Source organism: Allomuricauda sp. XS_ASV26, assembly GCF_041224615.1.
GTDB lineage: Bacteria > Bacteroidota > Bacteroidia > Flavobacteriales > Flavobacteriaceae > Flagellimonas > Flagellimonas alginolytica.
The window spans coordinates 449550-475444 of record NZ_JBGFGK010000033.1; the positions used below are offsets into that span (position 1 = coordinate 449550).

The window sequence follows — 25895 nt, forward strand, 5'->3', positions numbered from 1 at the left end:
TATTTTATTGGCTCAACATTCCTTTTTTCTCCGACCTACCTTGCACCGCAAACCCAAAAGTAAGCAGTGCTGCCGCTATCAACAGCAAAACCACAGAGGAAAACCCAATATTTCTATTGGTATTATTGGAATATGTAAATTGTGGGAGTGATGCATAATCTTGCTGCGAAAATGTTGCGTTGTTATATAAAAATGTGATCAAATGCGTTCTCCAAGTTTCTGCAAATTCTATGACTTGTCCCCGATAATTTTCATAATCTGCGGTGGATGTTCCGGCCAATTGGTTCAACGACTCCTGAACCACAATGGCAGGAGATAACCATTGTAATTTTCTGGACCATTCTTGTTGTTTTTGTAATTGATCTTCATACTCCCCCACTATGGGCTCTAATTCTTCTTTTACAATTTTTTGAGAGGCCATATACCGGTGATAGAAGTTTCTGGATTGTGTGGAATCGTTAATTGCATATTCCGGATGGTCCCTAAGAAAGTTATCCAGGATCTCGTCCTGTTTTTTGGTCGCCTCTGCTTTGTGCTCCCGCATTTCACTAATCAATATGGTTCGTGAAGGCATGGGATAAAGCGTACTTGCCGTTTGATTGAGTACCGAAGGGGTCAAGAGTACAAAAATTACCCAGAGAATTATTAGTGATACGGCATTTTTTGCCGAACTATCCACAAAAAGGTTGACCAAAAATGCAAGGGCAAACCAAAACAGCATATAGCACAAGGTTAATCCCAACAGGCTCAAAACGCTCAGCCAATCCGGTGCTTGAATACCAACGACGAGAAATACGATATACAAGGAAAGTGTTACCAATATCGACAACCAGAAAAAGCGAAGAATCAATTTTTGAAACACCCATTTTCGAACGGATATGGGCTGCGAGGCCAATAATCGCAAAGAGCCTTGCTCCTTTTCCGATGAAAGCACATTATAAGTAAAGGCAATAATAAGCAATGGCAGAAGGTATACAATTACAAATGCCAGATCAAAGCTTCCGAAAAGAAGCTGAACCGGACTTGTCATTTCGGTAAAGTTCAAGGCAAAATCATCCCCGGATACCGTTGGTTTTACATAATGGGTAAAAAGATCTGCCTGCCCAGTGGAAACAAAAGCCATGGGTTGGGGTTCCATTGCCGCCACCCTTGGGTGATAGTTCCCAACGGCCATTGGACTAGTGGGAATGGTCCATGGGGAGGCACTCACCTCCATACCACGTTCAACGGAATCCAATAATTTGAGCATGGCCCGGTCGGTTTCCTCAACCTCTTTTTTGGCAGAAGAAATATCATTTGTTCGTTTTTCGACCTTTGTGCTACCATTATAGGTGGAAAAACCAAAAAGGACCAATAATAATACGCTCAAAAGTTGAATCCAACGGCTGCGCAACAATAAGCGCAGTTCGTATTTAAAATTGTATGGTAACATAGTTAAATGGATTTTGTGGTTATAAGAAAAGCGCCAAAGGAAAGCAGGATCCACGCACCCAGAATCCACAAACTCGAAGCGTTTGTAGTAAGGATTGCATTGAGTTCTTGTGGATTATAGCTGAACTCGGGTAGTTTGCCCCAAAAATTGGCATTGGCCCGATAGTCCCATTCGCCGTAGGAAGAATTTTGTGCAAAATTGTCGTTCAAAAACTTTTGTGTGGCAATTCTATAGTCCTCTGCCGCATCCGAAAAATCCCAATGGGCGGAGTAATCGGTGCGTGCAATTGCCATGCTTAAAAAACGAGTGGGCAAATACGGGGATATTATTGCCAAACTTTGATAAAGGCTGGACTGTTTTGAATATTGTTCCTTTAAATATTTGTAGTGCTTGGCGTATATTTCTGCTTCGTGCTCCTCGCCTTTCTGCATTCGGTAAGCATCAAAATTAAAAGGAAGTTTGTGCAGGCTGTCCACCCCATGCTCGGCCAATACTTGCTGTTCCAACATTTTTGATTCTTTGCTCCAGGGGTTGTGGCCGTCCAGGCCATTTTGTTTGTCCTTTAAAACATTGGCAGCAAATTCCTGTCGGGTCGGATAGGGGTGTTTGGATTCGGCAATATTACTGGCTGCCTTGGGCACTGCCAAACAGGCCAATATCCAAACGGATAAGGAAAGCACCAAGGCTATCCCGGATTTTTTTGCTTTCAGTGAAATAAATAATACAATATTTAAGAAGATGATGTAATATCCAATGTACACCAAGGATAAAATGAATAAGGATTGCCAACGGAACACACCAAAATCTTTGAGGTTGGACAGCACGATGCCAGCAATTACAAAAAGAACAATCGTTGCAATGAGCACCGGAAAAAACAGTGCGCTCCATTTACCTATTGCCCATTTCCATGGCGTAATGCCCTGACTTTTTAATAAAGTCAAGGTACCCATTTCCCTCTCCTTGGTAAAAATGTTATATGCCAATAAAATAATCAACAATGGAATTATGAAAAGCAAAATAAAATCTGGTGTAAGATCCCCAAAACGTGCTAATCCGGTTTGATCCGCTGCAGCACTGAATTGGGCTTCATTCCTGTTGTGGGCCGTTAAAAAAATTGAGGTTCCGACGTACTTATCAACACCTTGGTCCACTAAGGACAAAGGATATTTAGGTTTAAATGCATATGTGCCGTAATGTGCTGCGGAATGTGGGTTTTTTTCACCTTGGTCGTCCCATATGGCCCTTTCTGCGCTCTTTGCGTTTTGATACTGCTCATTTATATGTTGATACTGCCGCGCACTGATCCAAACTGCGATACCCAAAAGTATGGTTACAATGGCGAACGCAACACGAACCCGACCGTCTCGCCAAAGTTCCTTGCTTTCTTTTATGAAGGTTTTTACGATCATGGCAATACTTCTTTATAGTTCATCGTATCCAAGTATGCTTTTTCCAATTCTGGAAGCGAAATGTCACTTGCGACAAATTGTTGGCGAAGTTGGCCATCTTTCATAATACCGATATGGGTCGCGACCTCTTTGGCTCGGAAAAGATCGTGGGTTGCCATTAGAACAGCAACCCCTTTGTTTTTAAGGTTTTGCAACAATTCACCGAACTCATTGCTGGCTTTGGGGTCTAATCCGGAAGTGGGTTCGTCCAATAACAGTACCTTGGTGTCCTTGGCCAGAGCAAGGGCGATCTCTACTTTTTGTCTCATTCCCTTGGAAAAAGTGGATATCCGTTTTTTAAAGGCAGTTTCTTGCAGTCCAGCTTCCCTTAAAAAATCCGTTAGTGTTTTCGATGAGAGTTTTTTGCCGGCTATCCCGGAAAAATAGTCCAGGTTTTCAATAGCGGTCAGGCTGGGGTACAGCATAAGGTTTTCAGGGATATAGGTGACGAATTCCTTGGTTTTTAGAGGATTCTTAACTACATCCATCCCATTTATTTCGGCAGTGCCCGAGGTTGGCTTAATAAAATTAAGTAACATGTTTATTGTGGTGGACTTACCGGCACCATTGGCGCCGAGCAGGCATAATATTTCACCTTCTTTTACCGAAATCGAAAGATTATCTACGGCAACAAAGTCACCAAATTTTTTGGTAAGGTTATTCGTGGTTATCATTTTGGTGTTGGTTTATTTATTATTTCTATCAAAAACCCTATCTATATGTGAAAAGTATAGGCTAAAATGCGGGTAAGAAGCCAAATTACGTATTTGTTATACGGTATTTTGCTCCCCATATAGTTTACGACCATTGGTTTTGGAGAAATATGCGCAAATGCACTCGCCATTACCAATAAACAGAAAATATTGAGGTACTATGTGGTGAGTGGTGGTGGCCTGCAGAAAAGCTGGCTGGAAGCTAAAATACCAACAGTAATAAATCTATATGCCTGTGATATTTGTTTTTTGGGCCTGGGTTCTTCAACTAAAAGGTCATATGCCGTGGCCGATGGTGTAATTTCCGGTGCCTGTTGTGTTTTTATAATATGGTCACCAACAATGCAGTGGGCGTACTGGTCTTGGTCTTCATCGTGGACCAAAACATGGAGTCCAGCCATTTTGACCATTAAAAAAATGGTTAAAAAGAGTAAGCCGATCCCTTGTTTTACGTAGCCTTGTTGCATAAGGCAATAAAGTTATTATAAATAATGTTAAAGAGGCCTTAAAGTTGAAGGGGCAAAGAATAAAAGTTGAAAATGGTCAGTGTTTGTGGTCAGCTTTTGAGGGCATAATTTTCCAATTGACAAAGTGGGCCACAGAAACCAAGATGGCACCGCTTACAGTGTTGACCGTTTCCCAAGCTTCGCTAAAATCCAGTCGTCCTAGGGCAATAATTCCGAAACCAACAGCCGCGATAAGCAATGGCCTTGAATTGTGATGCGCTTTTTTATAGCTTGGCCAGAGCGATATGAATACAAATACAATTCCAAGTCCAATAAAGGACCACTCGATAATTGGGTTGTGCAAAAAGTGCAGGCTGGACAAAGACGAGAACGACAATAGAATGGGAACAGCGGCACAATGTATTGCGCATATCAGTGAACTTGTCATAGCTATAATATCGTAAGTTTGTGTTTTTGCTTTCATATATTGTATTTAATGGTTCGCTGTTTTACGACAACACCAAAACCGATACAAGTGTTTAGCTGCTGTATATTGTCCATCCTTATAGGATGGTCGTAAAACTTTTGTCAAAATTATGAATAATTTATATTATTGCAACAAAGTCGCGATAAATTTATGAAAAGAAGAAATACACCATCAAAACAAGCCGTGTTGGATATTCTTTTGAAGAGCGATGAGGCCATTAGCCATGATGTAATCATGGGTATGGTAGATTTGGATATCAATAGGGCGACCGTTTATAGAATATTGAACCAGTTTTGTGAAGACGGATTGGTGCATAGCATTGTGGCAGAAGATGGAAAGCAATACTTTGCTATTCAGAAGTGCAAACAAAACGATCCTATGGAGCACCATTTTCATTTTAGGTGCACTTCGTGCGACACGATATCCTGTTTAGATCAAGAAATACAGATCAAATTGCCAGCTGGTTACGTTATGGAAAAGGCCAATTGTGTAGTTACCGGGGTTTGTGGAAACTGTGCATAACAAACTTTTATGCGGGCAATATTTCTCTAGCAGTTTAACCGGCAACTTTGACCGGGTCAAAATGTTCCACCTGGGTATTTTTTACCCGATTTACTAAAGATCTCTTCAACATCAACATATTGTAAATAATTGGTAGTCAGCAACATAAAACTAACAATATTTAACAATGCTTTCCTGTGGCATATACTTTGCTCTATTCTGCCAAATATTGGATGCGATTCGTGTCCTGTTCGCTAAGTACTGAGAATGAAATATGGAAGGCTGATTTTGGAGAAAAAGGACTTTGTTACCTTAAAAAAATTGCTTATTTTCTATAGGTATTATGAGGACTACTCTCATAAAGATGCACTGGAGCGGTTGAGCGAAAAAATTGGAATGGCAATGGTCGAAGATGAAATGGATATGCCGGACGATGTGGTTCGATTAAACTCTCAAGTAACAGTGGAATCGACATATGGAGCACGGAAAACTTTTCAACTCGTTCCATCCATCCAAGGCGATATCAATAAAAAAACCGTTTCAGTAGTGAGTATGGTCGGGGCCAATTTGGTAGGACATGCAGTAGATGATCATATCCAATTTGGATTTCCTTCAGATGTTCAATCCTTTAGGATTGTTGATGTGGCAAAAAACCATCGATTATCCTCGAGTTTTGAAGTCTAAAAAGAACTGGGCATTTAATTATTAACCTTAAATAGTATAGATATGAGAATTTTACTTTTCACATTTTTGATGGCGGTAGCATCCGTAAATATTCATGCACAGAATGTAACACCACAAGATATCAAGGTTGGCGATGTACTAGAGATCGGCAAGCCGGACATGCCACAATTTAAACACATTGATTTTCCCAGGGCCAACTTCATTATTAAAAAAGGAGGGATAGCGGATTTTAAAAAAGTGGTCGGCAACAAGGTGGTTGTAACCGAGATCCAAGAGACCAAAGATGGTGTGGTAGAGGTAAAACTTAAAAAAACAGATGGCAAAAGATTTTTTAATAGCCATTCAGTGGTAAAAGCAAATTTAAAAAATGCACTTGAGTCTGGCGAGTTGAGTGTATTATAATTGCTTGATTGTGATGTTTTCCGCTCAGCTAAAAGCTATTAGGTTTGCTCATGAATGGTTAGCAAGGCTGGGCGGATTTTTCATTTTAAAATGAATGTGTATTATCGGAACAACCAGAATTTGAACACTTTAAAAACAAAATGCCACAATGGGTAACATAAAACAACGTATTAATTCGGGATTTATATTGGCGGCGGCATTTTTATTGGTACTTGCTTCCAACCGGTTGAACAACAGAAACTTTTCTACCGTGGAACAAGGAGTAGATTCGGTTTTTGAAGATCGTTTGGTGGTCCAGGAATATATTTATACCCTTAACAATTATTTCCACGAAAAGGAATTGTTTTTGGCGAACAATGCGGTTTATTTGGATAAAATGCCTCAGCATCCGGATATCAAGAACATCCTAGTGGATTTCGCCAATACCGAATTGACCATTGATGAATCCCTACATTTGGAAGAGTTAAGGGAAAATTACGCGGCCCTAAAAAGATTGGAGGACGATCAGGGCAACAAAGAAAAAATTATTTCCGTACTGAACAGCATTAGCAACAATCTTGATGAACTTTCTGCAGTGCAATTGTCCGAAGGAAAACAATTGACACAGCGCTCCAAGAGATCTCTTGGCATGAACCAGTTGTTGTCCACTCTGGAAATTGTGTTTTTGATCATTATTGGAATACTCTTTATCGTGATAGTTTTTAAGCGCGAAAAAAGTTCGGGAATGAAACTTGTGGAGGAGGATTCCTAAAACAATCTTTTAGCCAACCTTGGTAATTTGGTGCGTATTTCCATTAAAAATAAAAGTGTCTCCTTTTTCCTTTCCCATAAGTAATTGGGCAATGGGCGCACTTGTCGAAATACAATAGAATTTCTCTCCTGCTTGTTCGAACACTCCAGCAGAAATGGCAATAAAATAGTGGGCCATACTGGTTTCCACACAGGAGCCCAACCGTATTTTACCAGAAGGCGCATCAATCTTAATTTTATGGAGAATGCTCCGGGTAGCTTCAAGTTCTTGTAATTGTTGGGCCAGCTTTTCCTGTTCCAGTTGCACCATGGCCCGCCCGGTCTCATGCTTGTCACCTGCAGAACTTTTGGTCTCGGAACTTAAGGATTCTTGGAGGCCATCGCTTTGCTTTTTAAGCCGGGCCGTTCTTTCTTCAACAAAGTTCCTGCAGAATTTTAAAAGCTCTTCTTTCACCATATTGTTACGCAAAAGTTAGTCGAAAAACGGTTTCCTTTTTGGGAATGGACCGTACCTGTATGTTTCCGCCGTGCAATTGCATTACTCTTTTGGATAGGCTTAGACCAATACCTGTCCCCTCGCTTTTTGTGGTAAAAAAGGGAACAAAGATCTCATCCATCATTTCGGGAGAAATTCCAGGGCCATTGTCCAGTATCTCAATATATTTGGAGCCATTGGTGTCTATGCCGGCCATTACATGGACCTTACCATTATCGGCATACTCTACGGATTGAAGCGCATTTTTGACCAAATTGATCAAGACCTGGCCTATTTGCTTTTCATCAATATAAAATTCTAAATCTTCGGGCTTGCAAAACACCTTGAACTCGCTTTCCCCATCCAATAATCTTGCAGACATGAGCACATTGATCTTTTCCAAGAGGTCTTTGCCCTTGACCAACGATTTATTGGGTTCGGGCACATGCAGAAGGCTACGGTAAGATTGTACAAAATCCATTAGGTCGCTTCCTTGTTCTTTGATCACTTCCAGCCCTTTCAAAGTATTGTTTATCTGACTTTCCTCCAACTCTGCCATTGGTGTAATTTTCCCTCCTTTTCTATAATATTTAATAATGGAGTCCGATATGGAGGCAATGGGCGTAATGGTGTTCATGATCTCGTGGGTAAGCACTCGGATAAGCCGCACCCAAGATTCAGTCTCTTTTTCATCCAGTTCTTTATGGATATCCTGAACTACTACCAACAGCAAAGACTGTCCATCCAAGGACAAGTGTGTCGATTTTAATGCCAATTGGGTTTGTTCCCGTTCGTTGGTCAACTGAAACAATTTGCGCTCAAAGGGCTTAAAATTTTTAAAAATCCGATATAGATTTTCGTCCACTTGTTTGAGCTGTTTTATGTGGTTTAAGGGAGTGTAGTCCAATAGTTGTTCCAGGGTAGGATTGGCAAATAGAATATGTCCCTTGTCATTATAGGTCATTATACCAATACTGGCCTGTTTCAATATTTCTTGATAGTACTGCTCCCTGACCTGTAATTGTACATGTACTTCTTGTATTAAACCATTTACCCGGTTTAGGCTTTTGTTCAGCTCTTTAAAAGATTCAATGGTAACGCCCTCGGGAAAACGTAGCGTAAAATCCTCGTTTTTTATTGCATCGAAGAAGTAAGCGATTTTTCGGTTGGTGCGGTTTAAAAAAGTGATCAGGGAAAACACGAGTAAAATCAAAGCGACGGCAGAGATACCTAAAGTAAAATACCATTGTTTAGATACTGAGAATGCCAGAACAAGTGCAGTAAAGGTGAGAAATAACACCCGTATGATCATTTGAATATAAAAGTTTCTACTTGCCATCAGTCACCTTTTTTCTTCAGTTTATTGTAGAGCGTTTGTCTCGAGATGCCCAGTTGCTCCGCGGCCGCACTGTAGTTTCCTTCATTTTGTTCCAGCGCCCTCAGAATCATTTGCTGTTCCATCTCGTTTAGGGTCATAGGCTCGTTGTCCATAGATTGCATGGGCTTGGCGTGCAACAGAAAATCCGAAGGCTTTAAAACATTGCCATCGGATAGGATAACCGCTCGTTCCATGGTATGTTGTAATTCACGAACATTGCCTGGCCATGCATATTCCAGGAGTTTTTCCTGTGCAGTTTGATTTATCCTTAGCCCCCCTTTATCATATTTATGGGCAAATTTTTTAAGGAAAAAGTCTGCCAACACTAAAATATCATCATCCCTATCTCTGAGGGGGGGGACTTCGATATGAATGGTATTGATGCGGTACAATAGATCTTCGCGGAACAATCCATTGGCGACCATCTGCTCCAAATTGCAATTAGTGGCACAGATAAGCCGAATATCCACATCGATAGGTTTGTTCGAGCCTACCCTTACCACTGTTCTGTTTTGGATGGAGGACAATAGTTTTGCCTGCATTTGTAGGGAAAGGTTACCAATCTCATCCAAAAAAAGCGAACCTTGGTGTGCGGCCTCGAATTTACCCGCCCTATCTTCTTTGGCATCGGTAAATGATCCTTTAACATGCCCAAAAAGTTCACTTTCGAACAAGTTTTCGGCTATGGACCCCATGTCTACCGGAATAAAAACTTCTTCTTTTCGGGTCGATAATCTGTGCAGCTCACGAGCAATTAGTTCCTTTCCAGTGCCGTTTTCGCCGGTAATCAGTACGTTAACGTCCGTTTTTGCCACTTTTGACACTAAGTTCAACACCGTGGTAAGTGCTTTGGATTGGCCGATAATATAATTTCTTCCCTCGTTAATGACCTGTTTTAGATGGTTCTCTTTTTTCTTGAGCTTATTTATTTCTTGTTTGGACTTTCTAAGCTCATGGGCGGATTTTACGGTAGTCATTAAACGTTCGTTGTTCCATGGCTTCAATACAAAGTCGGACGCTCCTTGCTTCAGGGCCTTTACCGCTAAATCCACCGCTCCATAGGCTGTCATCATTATTACTGAGGTGTCCGGGGATCGTTTTTTTATCTCGTTGAGCCAGAACAGTCCTTCGTTCCCGGTGTTGACACCGGCAGAAAAATTCATGTCGAGAAGCACAATGTCTATTTTTTCCAAGTTTGGAAAAGAGGTGATCTGGTTGGGATTGAATATCGTTTGGACGCTTTTGTACTCAAACTGCAAAAGAATTTCCAAAGCACTCAGTACGCTTTTGTTATCATCAACCACTAAAATATTGGCATCGACCATAAGACTACTATTTCCTATTCTTTTTTAAAACTAGTAAATGCCAGAGTACAAATGCCAAAAGTGTAAAATATTTGGACAAATTTTGTACAAAATTTTTACACCTCATTCAAGCATATTATAACTTTACGGACACAACTGTCTGGTAATCAGCAATAATTTATTTTGGCACAAGAATAGCCTTGAATTTGGCACAGGATATCATTATGAGATTAAAAACATACATAACATCATTATTTCTTATCACATCCGTGGTAGCGTTCTCGCAAAAGTTGTGGACTTTGGAAGCATGTGTGGACTATGCCATTGAACACAATCTACAGGTAAAGAACACTACATATAATAATGATTCCAGCAAAGAATCTTACAGACAGTCGGTCAGGGATTTGTTGCCTACTGTTTCTGGCTCGGCCGACTACACCATTCGATACGGTAGGTCCGCAGACCCACAGACCAACGATTTTGTGAACACGGATTTTTTTAGCAATAATTATTCACTCAACGCCAATTTGGATCTGTTCCGGGGCTTTCAAAAATTGAATACCATCCGCGCATCCAAATTTATCTACAAGGCTACCCAAGAAGATATATTACAGGAAAAATTTTTGTTGGCCTTTAGGGTAATGAGCGCGTATTACGATATTAAGTTTTTTGAAGGGTTGGTGGCCAATTCCCTGGAGCAGCTCGAAATTTCGCAAGGAAATTACGACTTGGTGGCCAAGCAGGTGGAATTGGGCTTGATGGCCGGCGCCGATCTTTACGAAGCAGAATCCAATCTATTGGGGGATAAACTGTTATTGACCCAAAACAGGAACCAACTTACCAATGCCAAACTGGTATTGATCCAAGAAATGAACTGGACCGGAGCGTCCGATATACAACTGCAGGAAACCATGGGCCAGGAAATGGCGGCCATGGAAGAGCGGATTTCCCTGGACTCGCTGTACAAAACAGCAAGAGATTTTGTGCCGTTGGTAAAATCACAGGAATACCGGGTCACGGCAGCAAAAAAGCAAATGCAGGCCACAAGGGGCTCCTTATATCCTTCTTTATCTTTATTTGCGGGTTACGGCACCAGTTATTTCGAAACGAACGTGGATCAGAACGGAGAGGTGATTCCATTTAAAACACAGTTTACGGACAATCAGTCCAAATTTGTAGGAGCGCAATTGAACATTCCGATCAGTAGTGGATGGTCCAATCACTCACGGGTAAAGCAACAGAAAATAGCCTATATGCAGGCCAAAAACAATTTAGAGATACAAGAGCAGGAACTATTACAATTATTACAACAATTGGTGCAGGACAACAGGGCCTTAATTGCCGAGTACGAACAGAGTGCCAAACAAGTGGAATCTCAAAAAATTGCGTTTGACATTGCACAAAAACGTTACGAAAAAGGACTGATCAACGCATTGGAACTTTTTCAGGCAAAAAATCTGTACGGAGTTGCACAGAACCAGAACCTGCAAGTAGGCCTAAGACTTAAAGTAAATCAAAGCACCATAGATTTTTATAACGGGCTGCCCATTTTCAATATCAACTAAAACATACCATGGATATACAATTAGAAAAAAAGAAAGGACTTAAACTCAAACACTACGGCTACATCGCTTTGGGGATATTACTATTGTTTGTTGGTTATAAATTGGTATTTGCCAGTTCCATGTCCACTTTTAGAACCGAAAAAGAACGTTTATCACTTTCCACGGTTACCGATGGCAAGTTTGACGACTACATTACCATTAATGGTAATGTGGCGCCGATAGCTACTATTTATATGGATGCCTACGAAGGCGGACGGGTTTCCGAAAAACTGATAGAGGAAGGCTCCATGGTAAAAAAGGGGGACATTATCCTAAGACTGGAAAACATGGCCCTGTACGAACAAATTTTGGCCAGTGAAAGTAACTTGGCCCTAAAACAGAACGATCTACGATCTACCAAGCTCACTTTTGATTCCAGACAGGTAGAAGGTAGAAGGTCCTTGGCCACAGCAGAGTACGATCTCCAACGCTTAAAACGTAACTACGAGCAGAACCAAGAATTGTTCAAAGACGAACTAATATCCAAGGAAACCTACCTACTGTCCAAAGAAAACTACGAACTGGCCAAAAAACAATACGATATTGTTAAGCTCCAAACAGAGCAGGACGATGAATTGCGCAAAACATCATTAACTGGATTGGATGCCGACCTCGCAAGGATGCAAAAAACACTTTCCATGGTCTATGATCGCTTGGACCACCTAAATGTTCGCGCCCCCGCCGACGGACAATTGGGTTTTTTGGATGCTGAAATAGGGCAAAATATTTCACAGGGACAACGCATAGGGCAAATTAATGTACTTACCGATTTTAAAATTGAAGCGGATATAGACGAACATTATATAGATCGCGTAAAAAGAGATCTTTCGGCCACTTTGGAGCGTAATGGGAACGAATACAAATTGCGATTGCGAAAAGTGTACCCTGAGGTGAGAAACGGAAGGTTCCGGGTGGATCTGGTCTTTGTGGATGACAAGCCAGAAACCATCCGTGCCGGACAGAGCTACAATATCAGATTACAACTAGGGGAGTCCAACGATGCGCTTTTATTGCCGAAAGGAGGATTTTTCCAAAGCACCGGAGGACAATGGGTTTTTGTTGTAGACCCAAACGGGAACGAAGCCATTAGGCGAAACATAAGATTGGGAAAACAAAACTCAAGATATTATGAGGTCTTGGAAGGGCTTCAGCCAGGAGAACAGGTCATTACCAGCAACTACGATAGTTTTGGCGATGCCGAGCGGATCGTATTGAAATGATCCAAGCCTATGTAACAATCATCAAAAACGAACAGTCTTTACAATAAATCGAAAAAAACAACCATCAAAAATGATACAGATAACAAACCTAAAAAAGAGTTTTCGAACGGAAGAAGTGGAAACCTTGGCGCTTAACGGCGTAAATCTAAAAGTGGAAGAAGGTGAATTCGTCGCAATCATGGGCCCTTCTGGATGTGGTAAATCAACCCTGTTGAATATTATCGGCATGCTGGACAATCCATCCGAGGGAAGTTACAATTTTGCCGGACACGAAGTCGGCGGCCTAAAAGAAAGCCAGCGTACCCAACTTAGAAAAGGAAATCTCGGATTTGTTTTCCAGAGCTTTAACCTGATCGATGAGCTAACGGTTTTTGAGAATGTAGAACTACCCTTGATCTACCTTAAGATGAACAAAGCTGAACGCAAGGAAAAGGTGTTGAAAGTTTTGGAACGGATGAAGATCGCACATCGGGAAAAACATTTTCCACAACAGCTATCCGGAGGGCAACAACAAAGGGTGGCCATAGCAAGAGCAGTAGTAACCAATCCAAAATTGATATTGGCGGATGAGCCGACCGGTAACTTGGATTCCAAAAACGGAATAGAGGTAATGAACCTGTTGACCGAACTCAACCAAGAAGGGACCACTATTGTAATGGTAACTCACTCCGATCGCGACTCACACTATGCGCATAGGGTCATTAACCTATTTGACGGTCAAATTGTGACCGAGAGCCAAAACAAACCTATGAAAAGTATGGTATAGGAGTTTATTCACCTGCCCTGATCGAGTTTATGTCGAGCGCCAGACTGCCGCAGCCAGGTAGTCGAAGCAAAGGGTCAATCAAAAAAACAATCAAATAAATCAAAACCATAATCATGTTCAAGAACAACCTAAAAATCGCATGGCGAAACCTCTGGAAAAATAAAGGCTATAGCATGCTGAACATTTTTGGACTGACTATCGGCATTACATGTGCCGCCATGATCTTGCTCTGGGTAGAGGATGAGGTAGGGTACGATAAGAATTTTGCGAAACAGGATGTGGTGTATTATATACCTACCAATCAGCAGTACGATGGCGAGTGGAGAACCTTTTTTGAGGCCACTCCCGGTCCGTTGGCCGAAGTTTTGAAACAGGAAGTACCCGGTATTATTGGTGCTGCTAGAACAAAAGGCGAAGATCTTTTATTTAGGGTAAATGAAATATCGGTCAATAAATACGGACGATTTGCAGATCCTGATTTTTTGAGCATGTTCAGCTTAAATTTTGTTGAAGGCAACCTGGAAACCGCTTTCAATGAGGTGGATGCCATCATCATTTCACAAGAAACTGCAAAGCAATTATTTGGGGGAAATTCTTCTGCCATTGGTAAAGTGGTTAAAATAAATAACGATACCAATTATACGATTTCGGGGGTATACGAAGATTTGCCCAAAAACGTGACCTATGGTTTTGATTGGGTAGCTCCTTTTGAACGTTTTGCCAAAGGGAAGGATTGGATGAAGGAATATGGAGCTAATTTTTCTGACACTTTTGTTGAACTATCTCCCGAAGCAAATTTTGATGTTGTCAATCAGAAAGTGAAGCAAATACTTCCCGAAAAGACAGAAGACGATGAAACCGTTGCCTTTTTGTTCTCAATGAAAGATTGGCATTTAAGGTCCACTTTTGAAGGAGGAAAAAACGTCGGAGGCCAAATTACCTACGTTCGGCTGTTCAGCCTTATCGCGATCATTATATTGTTGATCGCCTGTATCAACTTCATGAACTTGGCAACTGCCCGTAGCGAAAAGCGGGCCAACGAGGTTGGAGTGCGAAAAGTATTGGGGTCCGGAAGAAAGGGGTTGATCTCACAATTCATGGCAGAAGCTATAATAACCGCAACCATCTCCACTTTTGTGAGCATACTGTTGTTAAAATTACTGATGCCGCAATTTAATATACTTATCGATAAGCAATTGGAGCTACGGCTTTTGGACCCTGTCCATTTACTTACTCTGGCCGGCATTACATTGGTATGTGGTATTGTTGCAGGGTGGTACCCAGCCTTTTATTTGTCCTCTTTTATGCCAGTGGAGGTGCTAAAAGGGGCACGAATAACAAAAGGGAGCGCAGCATTCATTAGAAAAGGATTGGTCGCCGCCCAATTTGTAGTTTCCATTGTGTTCATTATCAGTACCATTATCGTTTACCAACAGATACAGCATGTAAAAGCACGCGATTTGGGCTATGATAAGGAAAACTTGGTCAAAATACCAGTGACCGGGGATATGATCAAAAATTTTGTTCCTATTGAAGAGGAAATGAAGGCATCGGGCAATATAGAAAGCATCGGGCTGAACAATTCCGACATCCTTTCCGGGGGCAACAATACATCGGGGCTCAAATGGCAGGGGGGCGTAGATACCGAAAATGTCCTGGTTTCGGTGAGGAATATCACATCCGATTTTTTCAATACCGCAGGAATGGAAATTATTGAAGGAAGAGGGTTCAGTAAAAATCCCGCTCAGGACAGTACCAATATCATCGTGACGGAATCTTTTGCAAAATTGATGGGGAGTGGAAGTGCCATTGGTAAAACCGTGGAAGAGGACTATCCTGTAATCGGGGTGGTGAAAGATTATTTATACGACGATATGTACGGAACCAGTGACCCCGTTATATTTTTTAACGACCCGAGCGAAGCCCGTTTTATGTATGTGAAGGCCAAATCCGGTATAGCAACGGCAACGGCTTTGGCAACTATGGAGGCATCATTGAAAAAGTTCAACCCAGCTTTTCCTTTTGAATACGAATTTGTGGATGATGCTTACGATGCCAAATTTAAGAGCGAAAAATTAATAGGAAGCCTTTCGCAAATTTTTGCATTGCTGGCCATATTCATCTCCTGTTTGGGATTGTTCGGGCTGTCGGCCTTTACCGCAGACCAACGTAGAAAGGAAATTGGTGTACGTAAGGTGTTGGGGTCTAGTGTAACCGGAATTGTTGGCCTACTGTCCAAAGATTTTATGCGTTTGGTGCTCATGGCCATAATCATTGCCGTTCCAGTGGCCTGGTTCTTAATGCAGAATTGGCTGGAGGGCTATTCCTATCGTATTTCCATAAATGCTTGGGCATTTGCCATAGCAGGGGCCATTGCCATAATCATTGCCTTGGTGACCATAAGTTTTCAGGCCATAAATGCGGCCAGGGTCAACCCGGTAAAAAGTTTACGTTCAGAATAAATCAATCAAAAAACCATCGATCATGTTTAAGAATTATCTAAAAATTGCCTGGAGGAACCTTACCAAGAACAAGGGATATACCATAATCAATGTAGGAGGTCTGGCCCTTGGCATGGCCGTAGCCCTGATCATAGGGCTGTGGATCATGGACGAGCTTTCGCACAACAGCTACTTTTCCAATAAAAACCGGATAGCCCAGGTGTTCCAATCACAGACCTTTAACGGTGAAACCGGAACAGGCCCTGCGATACCACGCCCTTTGGAAATGGCATTTCGGGAAAGTTATATGGATAATTTTAAACATATGGTGATGTCTTCATGGACCACGCCCCAGTATCTAAAGTATAAAGAAACCAGTATTTCCAGAGAAGGAAACTTTACACAAAGGGAAGCGCCCGAAATGTTGGACTTAAACATTTTAAAGGGCGAAATGGACGGAATTCGGGAAATTAATTCCATTATGCTATCCGAATCTACCGCAGAAGCACTTTTTGGAAATGAAGACCCTATTGGCAAAACTATAGAGGTAAACAGTCAATACGACATGATGGTAACAGCGGTTTACGAGGATATTCCTTTCAATACATCTTTTAACGACACTCATTTTTTAATGCCTTGGGATAAATACGTATCCATCAACGAATGGATAAAAAATGCCGAGGACCAATGGGGGAACAACTCGTTTCAAATGTTTGTTCAGATAGCCGACAATACAACGATGGAAACCGTAACTGAAAAGATTCGGAATGTTAAGAAAAACCTGAACGAGGACACCGTTGAATTTAATCCTCAATTGTTTTTGCTGCCAATGGAAGACTGGCACTTACGATCTCGGTTCGAGAACGGAAAGCAGGTCGGTGGCAGAATAAAATATGTATGGTTGTTCGGGATAATCGGTGTTTTTGTCCTTTTGTTGGCATGTATCAATTTTATGAACCTTAGTACCGCACGATCCGAGAAAAGAGCGAAGGAAGTAGGCATCAGAAAATCAATAGGATCACAGCGGGGCCAGTTGATCAATCAATTTTTGGGCGAGTCCTTTTTAGTTGTGCTTTTTGCTTTTTTTATCGCTATTGTGATCGTTGTGCTATCTCTAAACGGATTTAATGATTTGGCCAGAAAAAAGATTGAGTTTCCTTGGCTATCATTGGGATTTTGGGGCGCCTCCTTGGCATTTATATTGTTCACAGCGCTTCTGGCCGGCAGTTACCCGGCACTTTACCTTTCCTCGTTTCGACCCGTAGATGTTCTAAAGGGCACCTTTAAGGCGGGCAAACACTCTGGCTTGCCAAGAAAAATCTTAGTCGTGGTACAGTTTACGGTTTCCGTGGCCTTTATTATCGGAACTGTAATCGTAATGCAACAAATCAATCATGCCAAAAACAGACCTATTGGTTACGATAAGGAAGGATTGATTCAAGTGCCCACCATGAGCGAAGATTTTACGGGAAAGTTTGAATTGATGCGGGAAGCGTTCACAAACTCTGGAGCAGTGACAGAAATGTCCACTTCAAGTGCACCCACAACCAATATTTGGTCCAATCGGAGCGGATTCAAATGGGAAGGAAAACCAGAAGGATTTCAAGAAGATCTTGCATGGACCGAGGTATCTCCCGAGTATGCAAAAAGCCTGAATTTAAAAATTGTGGCAGGGCGTGATTTCTCAAGAGATTTTGCTTCCGATTCCACAGCCGTGCTCATAAATGAAACTGCCGTAAAATATATGGGACTCCAGGACCCGGTAGGCAAGTTTATTACGGACTCCGACACCGAAGACCCATTTGAACCCATGAAGATCATTGGAGTGGTTCAGGACATGATTGCCCAATCCCCATACGAACCAGTAAAACAAGGTATGTATGTATTCGACAGGCACGGAAATGGCTCATATTATAATATGAGATTGAACCCCAACCAAAGTGCCAGTCAAAATATTGCGATAATCGAAAGGGTTTTTAAAGAACACTTCCCAAATATCCCTTTTCATTATGATTTTGTTGATGAGGAATATGGCGAAAAATTTGCAGCGGAGGAACGCATTGGTCGACTTTCGGGAATTTTTACCGCTCTGGCCATTTTGATCAGTTGTTTGGGACTGTTCGGACTAACCTCTTTTGTGGCAGAACAGCGAACCAAGGAGATTGGGGTAAGAAAAGTGCTGGGAGCATCTGTATTTAATGTGTGGAACATGTTGTCCAAGGACTTTTTAAAGCTCGTGATCATTTCCTGCTTTATTGCAGTGCCAATTGCCTATTATGTAATGAACGGGTGGTTACAAGAGTATCCCTACCGTGTGATATTGAAATGGTGGATTTTTGTCCTGGCCATGATCGGGGCCATGGCCGTAACCATAATCACGGTAAGTTTTCAGGCGATCAAGGCGGCAAAATCCAACCCGGCCCGAAGTTTACGAACAGAATAACATCAATTCTGTAGGAGTAATAACTACATCAATCAAAAACGAACACCATGTTTAGGAACAATCTAAAAATAGCCTGGAGAAGCCTTAAAAAGCAGCCATTCTTCACCTTTCTCAATGTTTTCGGATTAGCAATAGGAATGGCTGGTGGGCTTTTGCTCGGCCTTTACATTTACGATGACCTGAGCCACGATAAAATGTTCACGGACGCGGAACGCATCTATCGCATCAATACGGATATGAAGTTCGGCGGTGCAGCGGAAGAAAATGCCGAGGTATCGGCACCCATGGCAGGAGCCATGGTAAACGACATACCCCAAGTGGAGATGGCCACAAGGTTTCGAAATATAGGAGGTGTTTTTATTCGTTCCCAAAACGCTAAAGACAATGTTCGGGAGCCCCAAGTATCCTATGCCGACTCTACGTTTTTCGATATGTTCGGCATTGAATTGCTGTATGGTGATAAGCGAACCGCATTGACAGAGCCCAATACAATGGTGATTACAAGAACTGCTGCCGAAAAACACTTTCCCATAGATCGGGCCGTAGGAAAAACACTTGTGATCAATGATCAAGATATGTACACCGTAACAGGTGTACTGGAAGACTTGCCGAAGAACTCAATTTTTAAGGACAAACCTCTTTTCTTGGCCATGTCCGGATATGAGGATGCCCAGTTGGCCGAATGGGGCAACCATAATTATTTTACCTTCATAAAATTGGTGCCCGGCACCACCGGAACCGACATACAAAATGAGTTACAGGCCATGGTGGGAAGATATTTGATTCCCTACGCACAGCGGTTTTTTCCGGGCATTACGGAACAGCAATTTCTGGATTCAGGCAATTATGTGAACTATTCCACCATTCCTTTGACCGACATTCACTTACATTCTGGAAGAAACCCGGAGTTCAGTGCCGTGAGCGATATCAAAAACGTGTATATTCTAGGAGCCATTGCTCTTATTTTACTGGTATTGGCCAGTGTTAACTTTATGAACCTTTCCACGGCGCATTCGCTAAAACGAGCAAAAGAAGTAGGAATTAGAAAAACATTGGGGTCCCAGCGCAGCGGATTGATTGGTCAGTTTTTAACGGAGTCTGGACTTATCGCCATGGGAGCCCTGATATTTGCCATAATCGTGGCCTATATTGCCATTCCTTTCTATAATGAGCTTTCAGGAAAAGAATTGTCCGTTCCTTTTTCCAATCCAATTTTTTGGCTGATTTTGATTATTGCCGCATTGGTTCTTGGTCTGTTTTCCGGAAGTTATCCTGCCTTTTTTATGTCACGTTTTGTAGCGGCAAAAGTACTTAAGGGGCAAGGGGACAACGCCATCGGCGGTGGAAGGGTAAGGAATGCCCTGGTCATACTGCAATTTAGTATATCGGTGTTTTTGATCATGGGCACACTCACCGTATTTCAACAACTCAGATTTATCCAGGGCAAAGATCTGGGGTATGGAAAGAACCAAGTGTTGATCATAGGAGGAGTAAACGCACTCGAAGGAAGAAAACAAGCATTTAAAGATGCCGTATTGCGACTTAGTCAAGTAGACAATGCCACATTGAGCAGCTTTTTGCCCACACCTTCGGCCCGCAGCAGCGGCACTTATTTGTTGGCAGAAGACCGCAGCCAGGAAAAATCCATCAACATGCAACAATGGGCCGTGGACGATGATTATTTGAATACTATTGGACTTTCCTTGGTTTCCGGACGAACTTTCGATCTCGATAAATTCGCCACAGACTCATTGGCCATAATTGTGAACGAGAAAGCGGTCTCCATACTCGGAAAAACACCGGAAACCGTTATCGGAACCCAATTTGTAAATAATTTGGAAGAGGGCACCTTATCAACCGTAATTGGAGTGGTAAAAGACTTTCATTTTGAGACACTAAGAGAAGAAGTAGGGGCTCTTGCTCTGTTCAATGGAGCGGAATTTTCCAGCAACTTGGCCATAAAGCTAAATGGAGGCGATGTGTCCCGAACTCTTACCGAAATTGAGAATATTTGGAGGAATATGGCGCCTACCCAGCCATTCGACAGTTATTTTATGGACGATTCTTTTAACACCAGCTACGATGCGGAACAAAGACTGGGAAGGATTTTTATGATCTTCACCATATTGTCCATTATTATTGCCTGTCTTGGACTTTTGGGCCTAGCTACATTCAATGCTCAAAAACGCGTAAAGGAAATCGGTGTAAGAAAAGTACTGGGAGCAGGCGTGGGACAGATAGTTTACCGTTTGTCCTCGGACTTTTTAAAACTGGTGGGGCTTGCGGTGGTTATAGCTTTGCCATTGGGCTGGTATGCCATGGACCGTTGGCTACAGGATTTCTCGTACCGAATCGATATTCCATGGTGGATTTTTGCCCTGTCCGCATTGTTGGCTGTCGGCGTTGCACTTGTAACCGTGAGCTACCAAAGTATAAAGGCAGCCATTGTGAATCCGGTGAAGAGCCTAAGGGCAGAATAAAAGGAAACAAATTAAAAAAGTAAAATGATCGTAAACTATCTTAAAATCGCTTTGCGGAGTATATTAAAGAACAAGCTCTTTTCCTTGATCAATGTACTGGGGCTTTCCATAGGTGTTTGTGCTACGATGGTGATCGGTTCAATTGTCCATTACGATTTTACGTTCGATACCTTTCATAAAGATAAGGACAGAATTTACCGGTTAACGACGGAGTGGGAATCCCACGGAAATACGTTTTCCAATCGAGGGGTCGCCCTACCGTTGGCCCGTACTTTTCAAGAAGGAACAACAGGGGTTGAACTGGCCACCCATTTTAGAAACACAAGTTTTTCAAAAGTTGAAAACAAGAACTTGGACCTCACATTTAAGAACATTCAAAACTCCATTTTAGCGGATAATACCTACTTTCAGTTGTTTACCTACGATTGGATTGCTGGAGACAAGGAGTCGGCACTTGCCGAAGCTGCCCAAGTGGTACTCACAAGAAAAACAGCAGAAAAATACTTCCCGCATACGGAAGTTGGGACTGTTGTTGGTAAAACGTTGATGTATAACGATTCCATTCCGGTAAAAGTAACGGGCGTGGTAGCCAATTTTACCCAGAACAGCGATTTAAGGTTTAGTGAGTTTATGTCCATGGCATCGGCCAAAATGTTTGGCCTGCCCGATATAGAAACAAATAATGAATGGAACAGTACCAGTTCAGGAAACCAATTATTTTTTAAGATAAAGGACGAGGCAAGTATAGTTGCCATACGATCCCGTTTGGATGCATTGGCCAAAGAACATAAAAATAAAGCGCCTTGGGCCGAGAACGAAACACGCACCTTTCTTATGCAACCCCTTTCCGAAATACATTTTGGCGGGGAATACGCTGAGTATCCTTTCAATAATTCGGAACACGTTGCGAGTATAAAAGTGCTAAAGAGTTTAGGGTTTGTGGCTTTGTTCCTTTTATTGTTGGGATGTGCCAATTTTATTAACCTTAATTCGGCACAAGCACTCACAAGGGCAAAAGAAATAGGAATACGCAAAACACTGGGCAGCTCCAAAAAGCAGGTGATTCGGCAGTTTTTGTTTGAATCATTCATTTTAACCAGTATAGCGGCAGCGTTATCTCTGGTACTGGCACCTTTTCTTCTCCGGCAATTCTCAGATTTTTTGCCTGGAGATATTTCACTCTCCGTGCTTTATTCCTTTGTTGGGATACTTGGAATTATTGGTCTAGTTGTCCTGGTAGCCATATTGTCCGGGTTTTATCCTGCTTTTGTGCTATCCGGGTTTCGACCGGCATCCGTTTTAAAAGGTCAATTTTCCAAAGGAGATCAAGGTGTACGATTGCGGAAGACCTTAACGGTTTTTCAATTTGTGGTCGCACAGGTTTTTATCATCGGGACCCTTTTGGTGGCCAAACAACTGCATTATGTAATGAACACCGACATGGGCATTAAAACCGATGCCGTAGCATTTGTTACCGTTCCACGGAACGATCGATCAGCGATTAAAAAAGAGCGTTTTTTTAGTCAAGTAAAAGAAATCAAACAACTATCCTCAGTTAGTTTGGGAGGAGACCCTCCGGCTTCGAACAGTTATACGTCCACCGTGCTCGATTACTTTAAGGGTGATCTTGAGAAGCATCAATCCACTCAAATACTGTGGGGCGATGCAAATTATTTGGATACCTACAATATTCCCATCATATCTGGTCGTGATCGTTTGAACGACAGTATACAGGAGTATGTCGTAAACGAAGCTTTTGCCAAGGAAATGGGGTTTGAAAACCCCGAGGACGTGGTCGGTGAATTTTTAAAACTGGACACTACGAACATTCAGATAGTAGGACTTATGCAGGATTTTAACCAACGCTCTTTAAAATCAGGAATAAACCCAATGGCAATGACCGGGGATTGGGGCGGGGACAACTATTCGCCCTTCCATAGTGTGCATTTTGATCTGGGCCCAGATCCTGAACAATGGGACGTTGCAATCAAACAAATCGAGGAAGCTTGGTCCACAGTTTATCCGGAAGAGGAAATGCGTCTTCAGTTTATGGATGAGATAGTCAAGAATTTTTATCGTACCGAAAGAAGCACGGTTCAATTACTAAAATGGGCTACGGGATTGGCCATATTGATCAGTTGTATGGGACTTTTGGGATTGGTTGTATATACCACGGAACGCAGGGTAAAGGAAATCGGGGTTCGCAAAGTGTTGGGGGCCAATGTTGCACAATTGAACCTATTGCTCTGTAAGGAATTTTTGATTTTGGTAGGAATTGCTTTTGCGATCTCTGTGCCCATTTCGTGGTACCTGATACAAGAATGGATTCAGGACTTTGCCTATAAAACCAATATGAGTTGGTGGGTATTTATGTCCGGTGGCTTAGGAATGGTATTGGTGGCCATTGCGGTGATCAGCGCCAGAACCTATAAAACGGCAAAGATCAACCCCGTGGATAGCCTAAGGAACGAATAGTCGAAAATCATCAATCAAAAAACTATAGTATGTTCAAGAACTATTTAAAAATCGCTTGGAGAAATCTTATCAAGAACAGAATATTTACCTTATCCAATATGATAGGATTGACCTCCGCATTTGCTGTGGCCATTCTCTTGGTAATGACGGCACTTTTTGAACTTTCCTACGACCAGTTCCATAAAAATAAAGATGTGGCGTATCAACTTTACTTATCCCACCAAACCCCAAGGGGAGTAGAGGCAAGTGTGTCCAACCCTGTTCCTTTGGCACCAGCCCTTAAAGAGGAGGTTGCTGGCATAAAATATATCGCAAGAACTGTGAGCGAGGATGTTTTGGTCACCTACAATACCAAGGAGCTGAGTTTGGATGCCGAGTATGTTGATCCGGAATTTTTTAAAATTTTTACCTATCCAACCTTGTGGGATGATACAAGAAATCCTTTGCCAGAGAAGAATTCTGTTGGAATTACCGTTAAGACCGCAAAAAAAATATTCGGCACCGTGGATAATGTGGTCGGAAAAACGATTTCCATAAAAATCGGACGAGAAGAAAAGCCATTTACGATTGCTTCCATTTTAAAGGATACCCCGGCCAATAGCAGCATCGATTTTGGGATAGTGATTCCATTTGAGAACCATCCGGAATTTCTTTCCAACATTGATCGCTGGGATTCCCAGTTCCACCCAATTTATCTTCAATTGGAAAATGGAGTGGATCCAATACAGTTTGAGCAGAGTACAGAGGCCTTTACCTCGCTCCATTACCAAGAAAGCATAGAAAGCGATATTAGGGATGGAGCACAACCCAATGCGGAAGGCCATTACAAGCAATTCCATTTGACACCTATAACCGATCTACACTTTGTATCTTATAATACCGGAGTGGCGGAGGCGAACCGTACATTTCCAATTATAATTTTGTGCATTGCCATGGTAATTATTTTTATAGTTAGCGCAAACTTTATAAACATGAGCATTGCCCTTAGCGAGAAACGCTTAAAGGAAGTTGGCATGCGTAAAACCTTGGGCGCTATACAAAAGCAATTGTTCTTTCAGTTTTGGATGGAGAGTCTATTTGTTTTTGCATTGTCCATCGTACTGGGATTAATGGTCAGCCAAATGCTATTGAACCCATTTAAGACACTTTTTAATACCAAGGCCACTTTCGCCGATGTTGCCCAACCAGAAGTAATCCTAATTTTTGGACTGGTTATTTTTTGTATCACCTTGATAGCAGGAGGATATCCGGCATTGTTGATGAGTAAATTGGGTGCTCTGAAAGCCTTAAAAGGCAAATTAGACCTTGGTAAAAATAGATTGCGTAATGGACTCATTGTAGTGCAGTTTGCCATAGCCATTATTTTGATCAGCGGAACTTTGGTTTTGAACGGTCAATTGGATTTTATGAGGAACAAGGATTTGGGTTACAACAAAGAACAAGTGATCTCTATACCCTTAAATGGCAAAAAACAGAGTTACAATGTGGTACAACTGTTACGGGAAGAACTTACGGGAAACCCGGATATTTTAAGCGTGACCGGCGCGGACAACAACCTTGGTTTGGGTCGGGACGGAAGCCTTTCCAGCAGTATGATGGGTTTTGATTACCAAGGGCGTGGCGTGGTCACAAATACCATTACTGTTGATTACGACTATGCAGAGACCTTAGACCTGGAAATAATAACGGGCCGAATGTTCAACAGGGAACACCAGACCGATAGTCTTAGTTTGGTCATAAACGAGACCATGGCAAAACAATTGGGAGCAGAGGACCCATTAGCGGTCACTATACCCATGGACGAAGACGTGGTGTACTCTGTAATAGGGGTGATAAAAGATTACAATTTTCAGGATGTGGGTAAAAAAATAGAGCCGCTCACACTTTTTATGGATAAAAATTGGGACCTGTACTATGCCTATGTGAAGGTATCACCAAATAATGTGGCAAATTCCTTTGAAGCCATTAAAACTGCTTGGAAAAAAATAGAGCCCCAAGCAGAGTTTTTGGGGTCTTTTTTGGATGAAAACGTAGATCGGACTTTCCGCCGGGAAAAAACAATGGCGACAATAATTACCAGTGGGAGTATACTTGGCATTTTATTGAGCTGTATAGGCCTTTTTGCCATCTCCATGTTAGTGGTGGCACAAAGAACCAAGGAGATAGGTGTACGAAAAGTGGTTGGGGCCAGTGTTTCCTCCGTAGCACTTTTGCTTACCAAGGATTTTTTAAAACTTGTTGGTCTGGCCTTTATAATTGCCACACCGATTGCATGGTATTTTTTGCATGAATGGTTACAGAACTATGCTTCGCACGTGTATCTAAGTCCGTTGTTTTTTGTAGGTGCCGGCCTTGTAGCCTCTTTTATAGCATTGGTTACCGTTGGGTCACGAACCGTAAAAGCAGCTTCGATCAATCCCGTGAAAAGTTTACGGACAGAATAATT

The 25895-nt window shown here is 42.0% G+C and carries 20 protein-coding genes; 12 read left to right on the forward strand and 8 right to left on the reverse strand.

What is annotated here, in order from left to right; translation table 11 throughout:
- Nucleotides 1-4: 4 nt before the first annotated feature.
- The 5 genes from AB9K32_RS14115 to AB9K32_RS14135 form a co-directional block, all read right to left on the reverse strand.
- Nucleotides 5-1432: a DUF3526 domain-containing protein gene (locus AB9K32_RS14115; RefSeq protein ID WP_369885543.1), complete on the reverse strand. Its 1428-nt coding sequence runs from the start codon at nucleotides 1430-1432 to the stop codon at nucleotides 5-7.
- 2 nt (nucleotides 1433-1434) lie between these two features.
- Nucleotides 1435-2841: an ABC transporter permease gene (locus tag AB9K32_RS14120; RefSeq protein WP_369885544.1), complete on the reverse strand. Its 1407-nt coding sequence runs from the start codon at nucleotides 2839-2841 to the stop codon at nucleotides 1435-1437.
- Entirely contained in the window at nucleotides 2838-3554 is a 717-nt protein-coding gene (locus AB9K32_RS14125) for an ABC transporter ATP-binding protein (protein WP_369885545.1), read from the reverse strand. Before AB9K32_RS14125 ends, AB9K32_RS14120 begins: the two co-directional genes overlap by 4 nt.
- A 197-nt stretch (nucleotides 3555-3751) precedes the next feature.
- Nucleotides 3752-4003: a hypothetical protein gene (locus AB9K32_RS14130; protein ID WP_338197436.1), complete on the reverse strand. Its 252-nt coding sequence runs from the start codon at nucleotides 4001-4003 to the stop codon at nucleotides 3752-3754.
- A 133-nt stretch (nucleotides 4004-4136) separates the two neighbouring features.
- Nucleotides 4137-4523 (reverse strand): MerC domain-containing protein, encoded by a 387-nt coding sequence (locus tag AB9K32_RS14135; RefSeq protein WP_224836015.1) that lies wholly within the window; start codon nucleotides 4521-4523, stop codon nucleotides 4137-4139.
- 153 nt (nucleotides 4524-4676) lie between these two features.
- Here AB9K32_RS14135 and AB9K32_RS14140 point away from each other — a divergent pair, with 153 nt between their 5' ends.
- From AB9K32_RS14140 to AB9K32_RS14155, 4 genes are all read left to right on the forward strand, one after another.
- Nucleotides 4677-5048: a Fur family transcriptional regulator gene (locus AB9K32_RS14140; protein ID WP_224836016.1), complete on the forward strand. Its 372-nt coding sequence runs from the start codon at nucleotides 4677-4679 to the stop codon at nucleotides 5046-5048.
- A 246-nt stretch (nucleotides 5049-5294) separates the two neighbouring features.
- Nucleotides 5295-5711, forward strand: a complete 417-nt coding sequence (locus tag AB9K32_RS14145) for a GreA/GreB family elongation factor (protein ID WP_293298177.1) — start codon at nucleotides 5295-5297, stop codon at nucleotides 5709-5711.
- A 42-nt stretch (nucleotides 5712-5753) separates the two neighbouring features.
- On the forward strand, nucleotides 5754-6113 hold the full coding sequence (locus AB9K32_RS14150) for a hypothetical protein (protein ID WP_224836018.1): 360 nt from the start codon (nucleotides 5754-5756) through the stop codon (nucleotides 6111-6113).
- Nucleotides 6114-6261: 148 nt separating this feature from the next.
- Nucleotides 6262-6864 (forward strand): hypothetical protein, encoded by a 603-nt coding sequence (locus tag AB9K32_RS14155; RefSeq protein ID WP_224836019.1) that lies wholly within the window; start codon nucleotides 6262-6264, stop codon nucleotides 6862-6864.
- Nucleotides 6865-6873: 9 nt separating this feature from the next.
- Here the strand turns inward: AB9K32_RS14155 and AB9K32_RS14160 are convergent, their stop codons facing one another.
- Genes AB9K32_RS14160 through AB9K32_RS14170 form a run of 3 tightly spaced genes read right to left on the reverse strand, consistent with a single transcriptional unit; the run spans nucleotide 6874 to nucleotide 10041 of the window.
- Nucleotides 6874-7320 carry a 3-oxoacyl-ACP synthase gene (locus tag AB9K32_RS14160; protein WP_224836020.1) on the reverse strand — a complete coding sequence of 149 codons (447 nt, stop codon included), beginning with the start codon at nucleotides 7318-7320 and terminating at the stop codon, nucleotides 6874-6876.
- Nucleotides 7321-7324: 4 nt separating this feature from the next.
- Nucleotides 7325-8677, reverse strand: a complete 1353-nt coding sequence (locus tag AB9K32_RS14165) for a PAS domain-containing sensor histidine kinase (protein WP_224836021.1) — start codon at nucleotides 8675-8677, stop codon at nucleotides 7325-7327.
- On the reverse strand, nucleotides 8677-10041 hold the full coding sequence (locus AB9K32_RS14170; protein ID WP_369885546.1) for a sigma-54-dependent transcriptional regulator: 1365 nt from the start codon (nucleotides 10039-10041) through the stop codon (nucleotides 8677-8679). The genes AB9K32_RS14165 and AB9K32_RS14170 overlap by 1 nt, the downstream gene beginning before the upstream one ends.
- Nucleotides 10042-10244: 203 nt before the next feature.
- On the opposite strand from AB9K32_RS14170, the gene AB9K32_RS14175 reads away from it, so the two are divergent.
- The 8 genes from AB9K32_RS14175 (at nucleotide 10245) to AB9K32_RS14210 (ending at nucleotide 25893) form a co-directional block, all read left to right on the forward strand.
- Nucleotides 10245-11585, forward strand: a complete 1341-nt coding sequence (locus AB9K32_RS14175; protein ID WP_369885547.1) for a TolC family protein — start codon at nucleotides 10245-10247, stop codon at nucleotides 11583-11585.
- A gap of 8 nt (nucleotides 11586-11593) precedes the next feature.
- Entirely contained in the window at nucleotides 11594-12844 is a 1251-nt protein-coding gene (locus AB9K32_RS14180; protein WP_224836024.1) for an efflux RND transporter periplasmic adaptor subunit, read from the forward strand.
- Nucleotides 12845-12914: 70 nt separating this feature from the next.
- On the forward strand, nucleotides 12915-13610 hold the full coding sequence (locus AB9K32_RS14185) for an ABC transporter ATP-binding protein (RefSeq protein ID WP_224836025.1): 696 nt from the start codon (nucleotides 12915-12917) through the stop codon (nucleotides 13608-13610).
- Nucleotides 13611-13723: 113 nt separating this feature from the next.
- Complete coding sequence (locus AB9K32_RS14190; protein WP_252080960.1) at nucleotides 13724-16072, forward strand: ABC transporter permease; 2349 nt, start codon at nucleotides 13724-13726, stop codon at nucleotides 16070-16072.
- A gap of 22 nt (nucleotides 16073-16094) precedes the next feature.
- Nucleotides 16095-18494 carry an ABC transporter permease gene (locus AB9K32_RS14195; RefSeq protein WP_369885548.1) on the forward strand — a complete coding sequence of 800 codons (2400 nt, stop codon included), beginning with the start codon at nucleotides 16095-16097 and terminating at the stop codon, nucleotides 18492-18494.
- Nucleotides 18495-18541: 47 nt separating this feature from the next.
- On the forward strand, nucleotides 18542-20974 hold the full coding sequence (locus AB9K32_RS14200) for an ABC transporter permease (RefSeq protein WP_369885549.1): 2433 nt from the start codon (nucleotides 18542-18544) through the stop codon (nucleotides 20972-20974).
- Between the two features lie 24 nt (nucleotides 20975-20998).
- On the forward strand, nucleotides 20999-23449 hold the full coding sequence (locus AB9K32_RS14205; protein WP_252080957.1) for an ABC transporter permease: 2451 nt from the start codon (nucleotides 20999-21001) through the stop codon (nucleotides 23447-23449).
- A 29-nt stretch (nucleotides 23450-23478) separates the two neighbouring features.
- Nucleotides 23479-25893 (forward strand): ABC transporter permease, encoded by a 2415-nt coding sequence (locus tag AB9K32_RS14210; protein ID WP_252080956.1) that lies wholly within the window; start codon nucleotides 23479-23481, stop codon nucleotides 25891-25893.
- The last annotated feature ends 2 nt before the right edge of the window (nucleotides 25894-25895 follow it).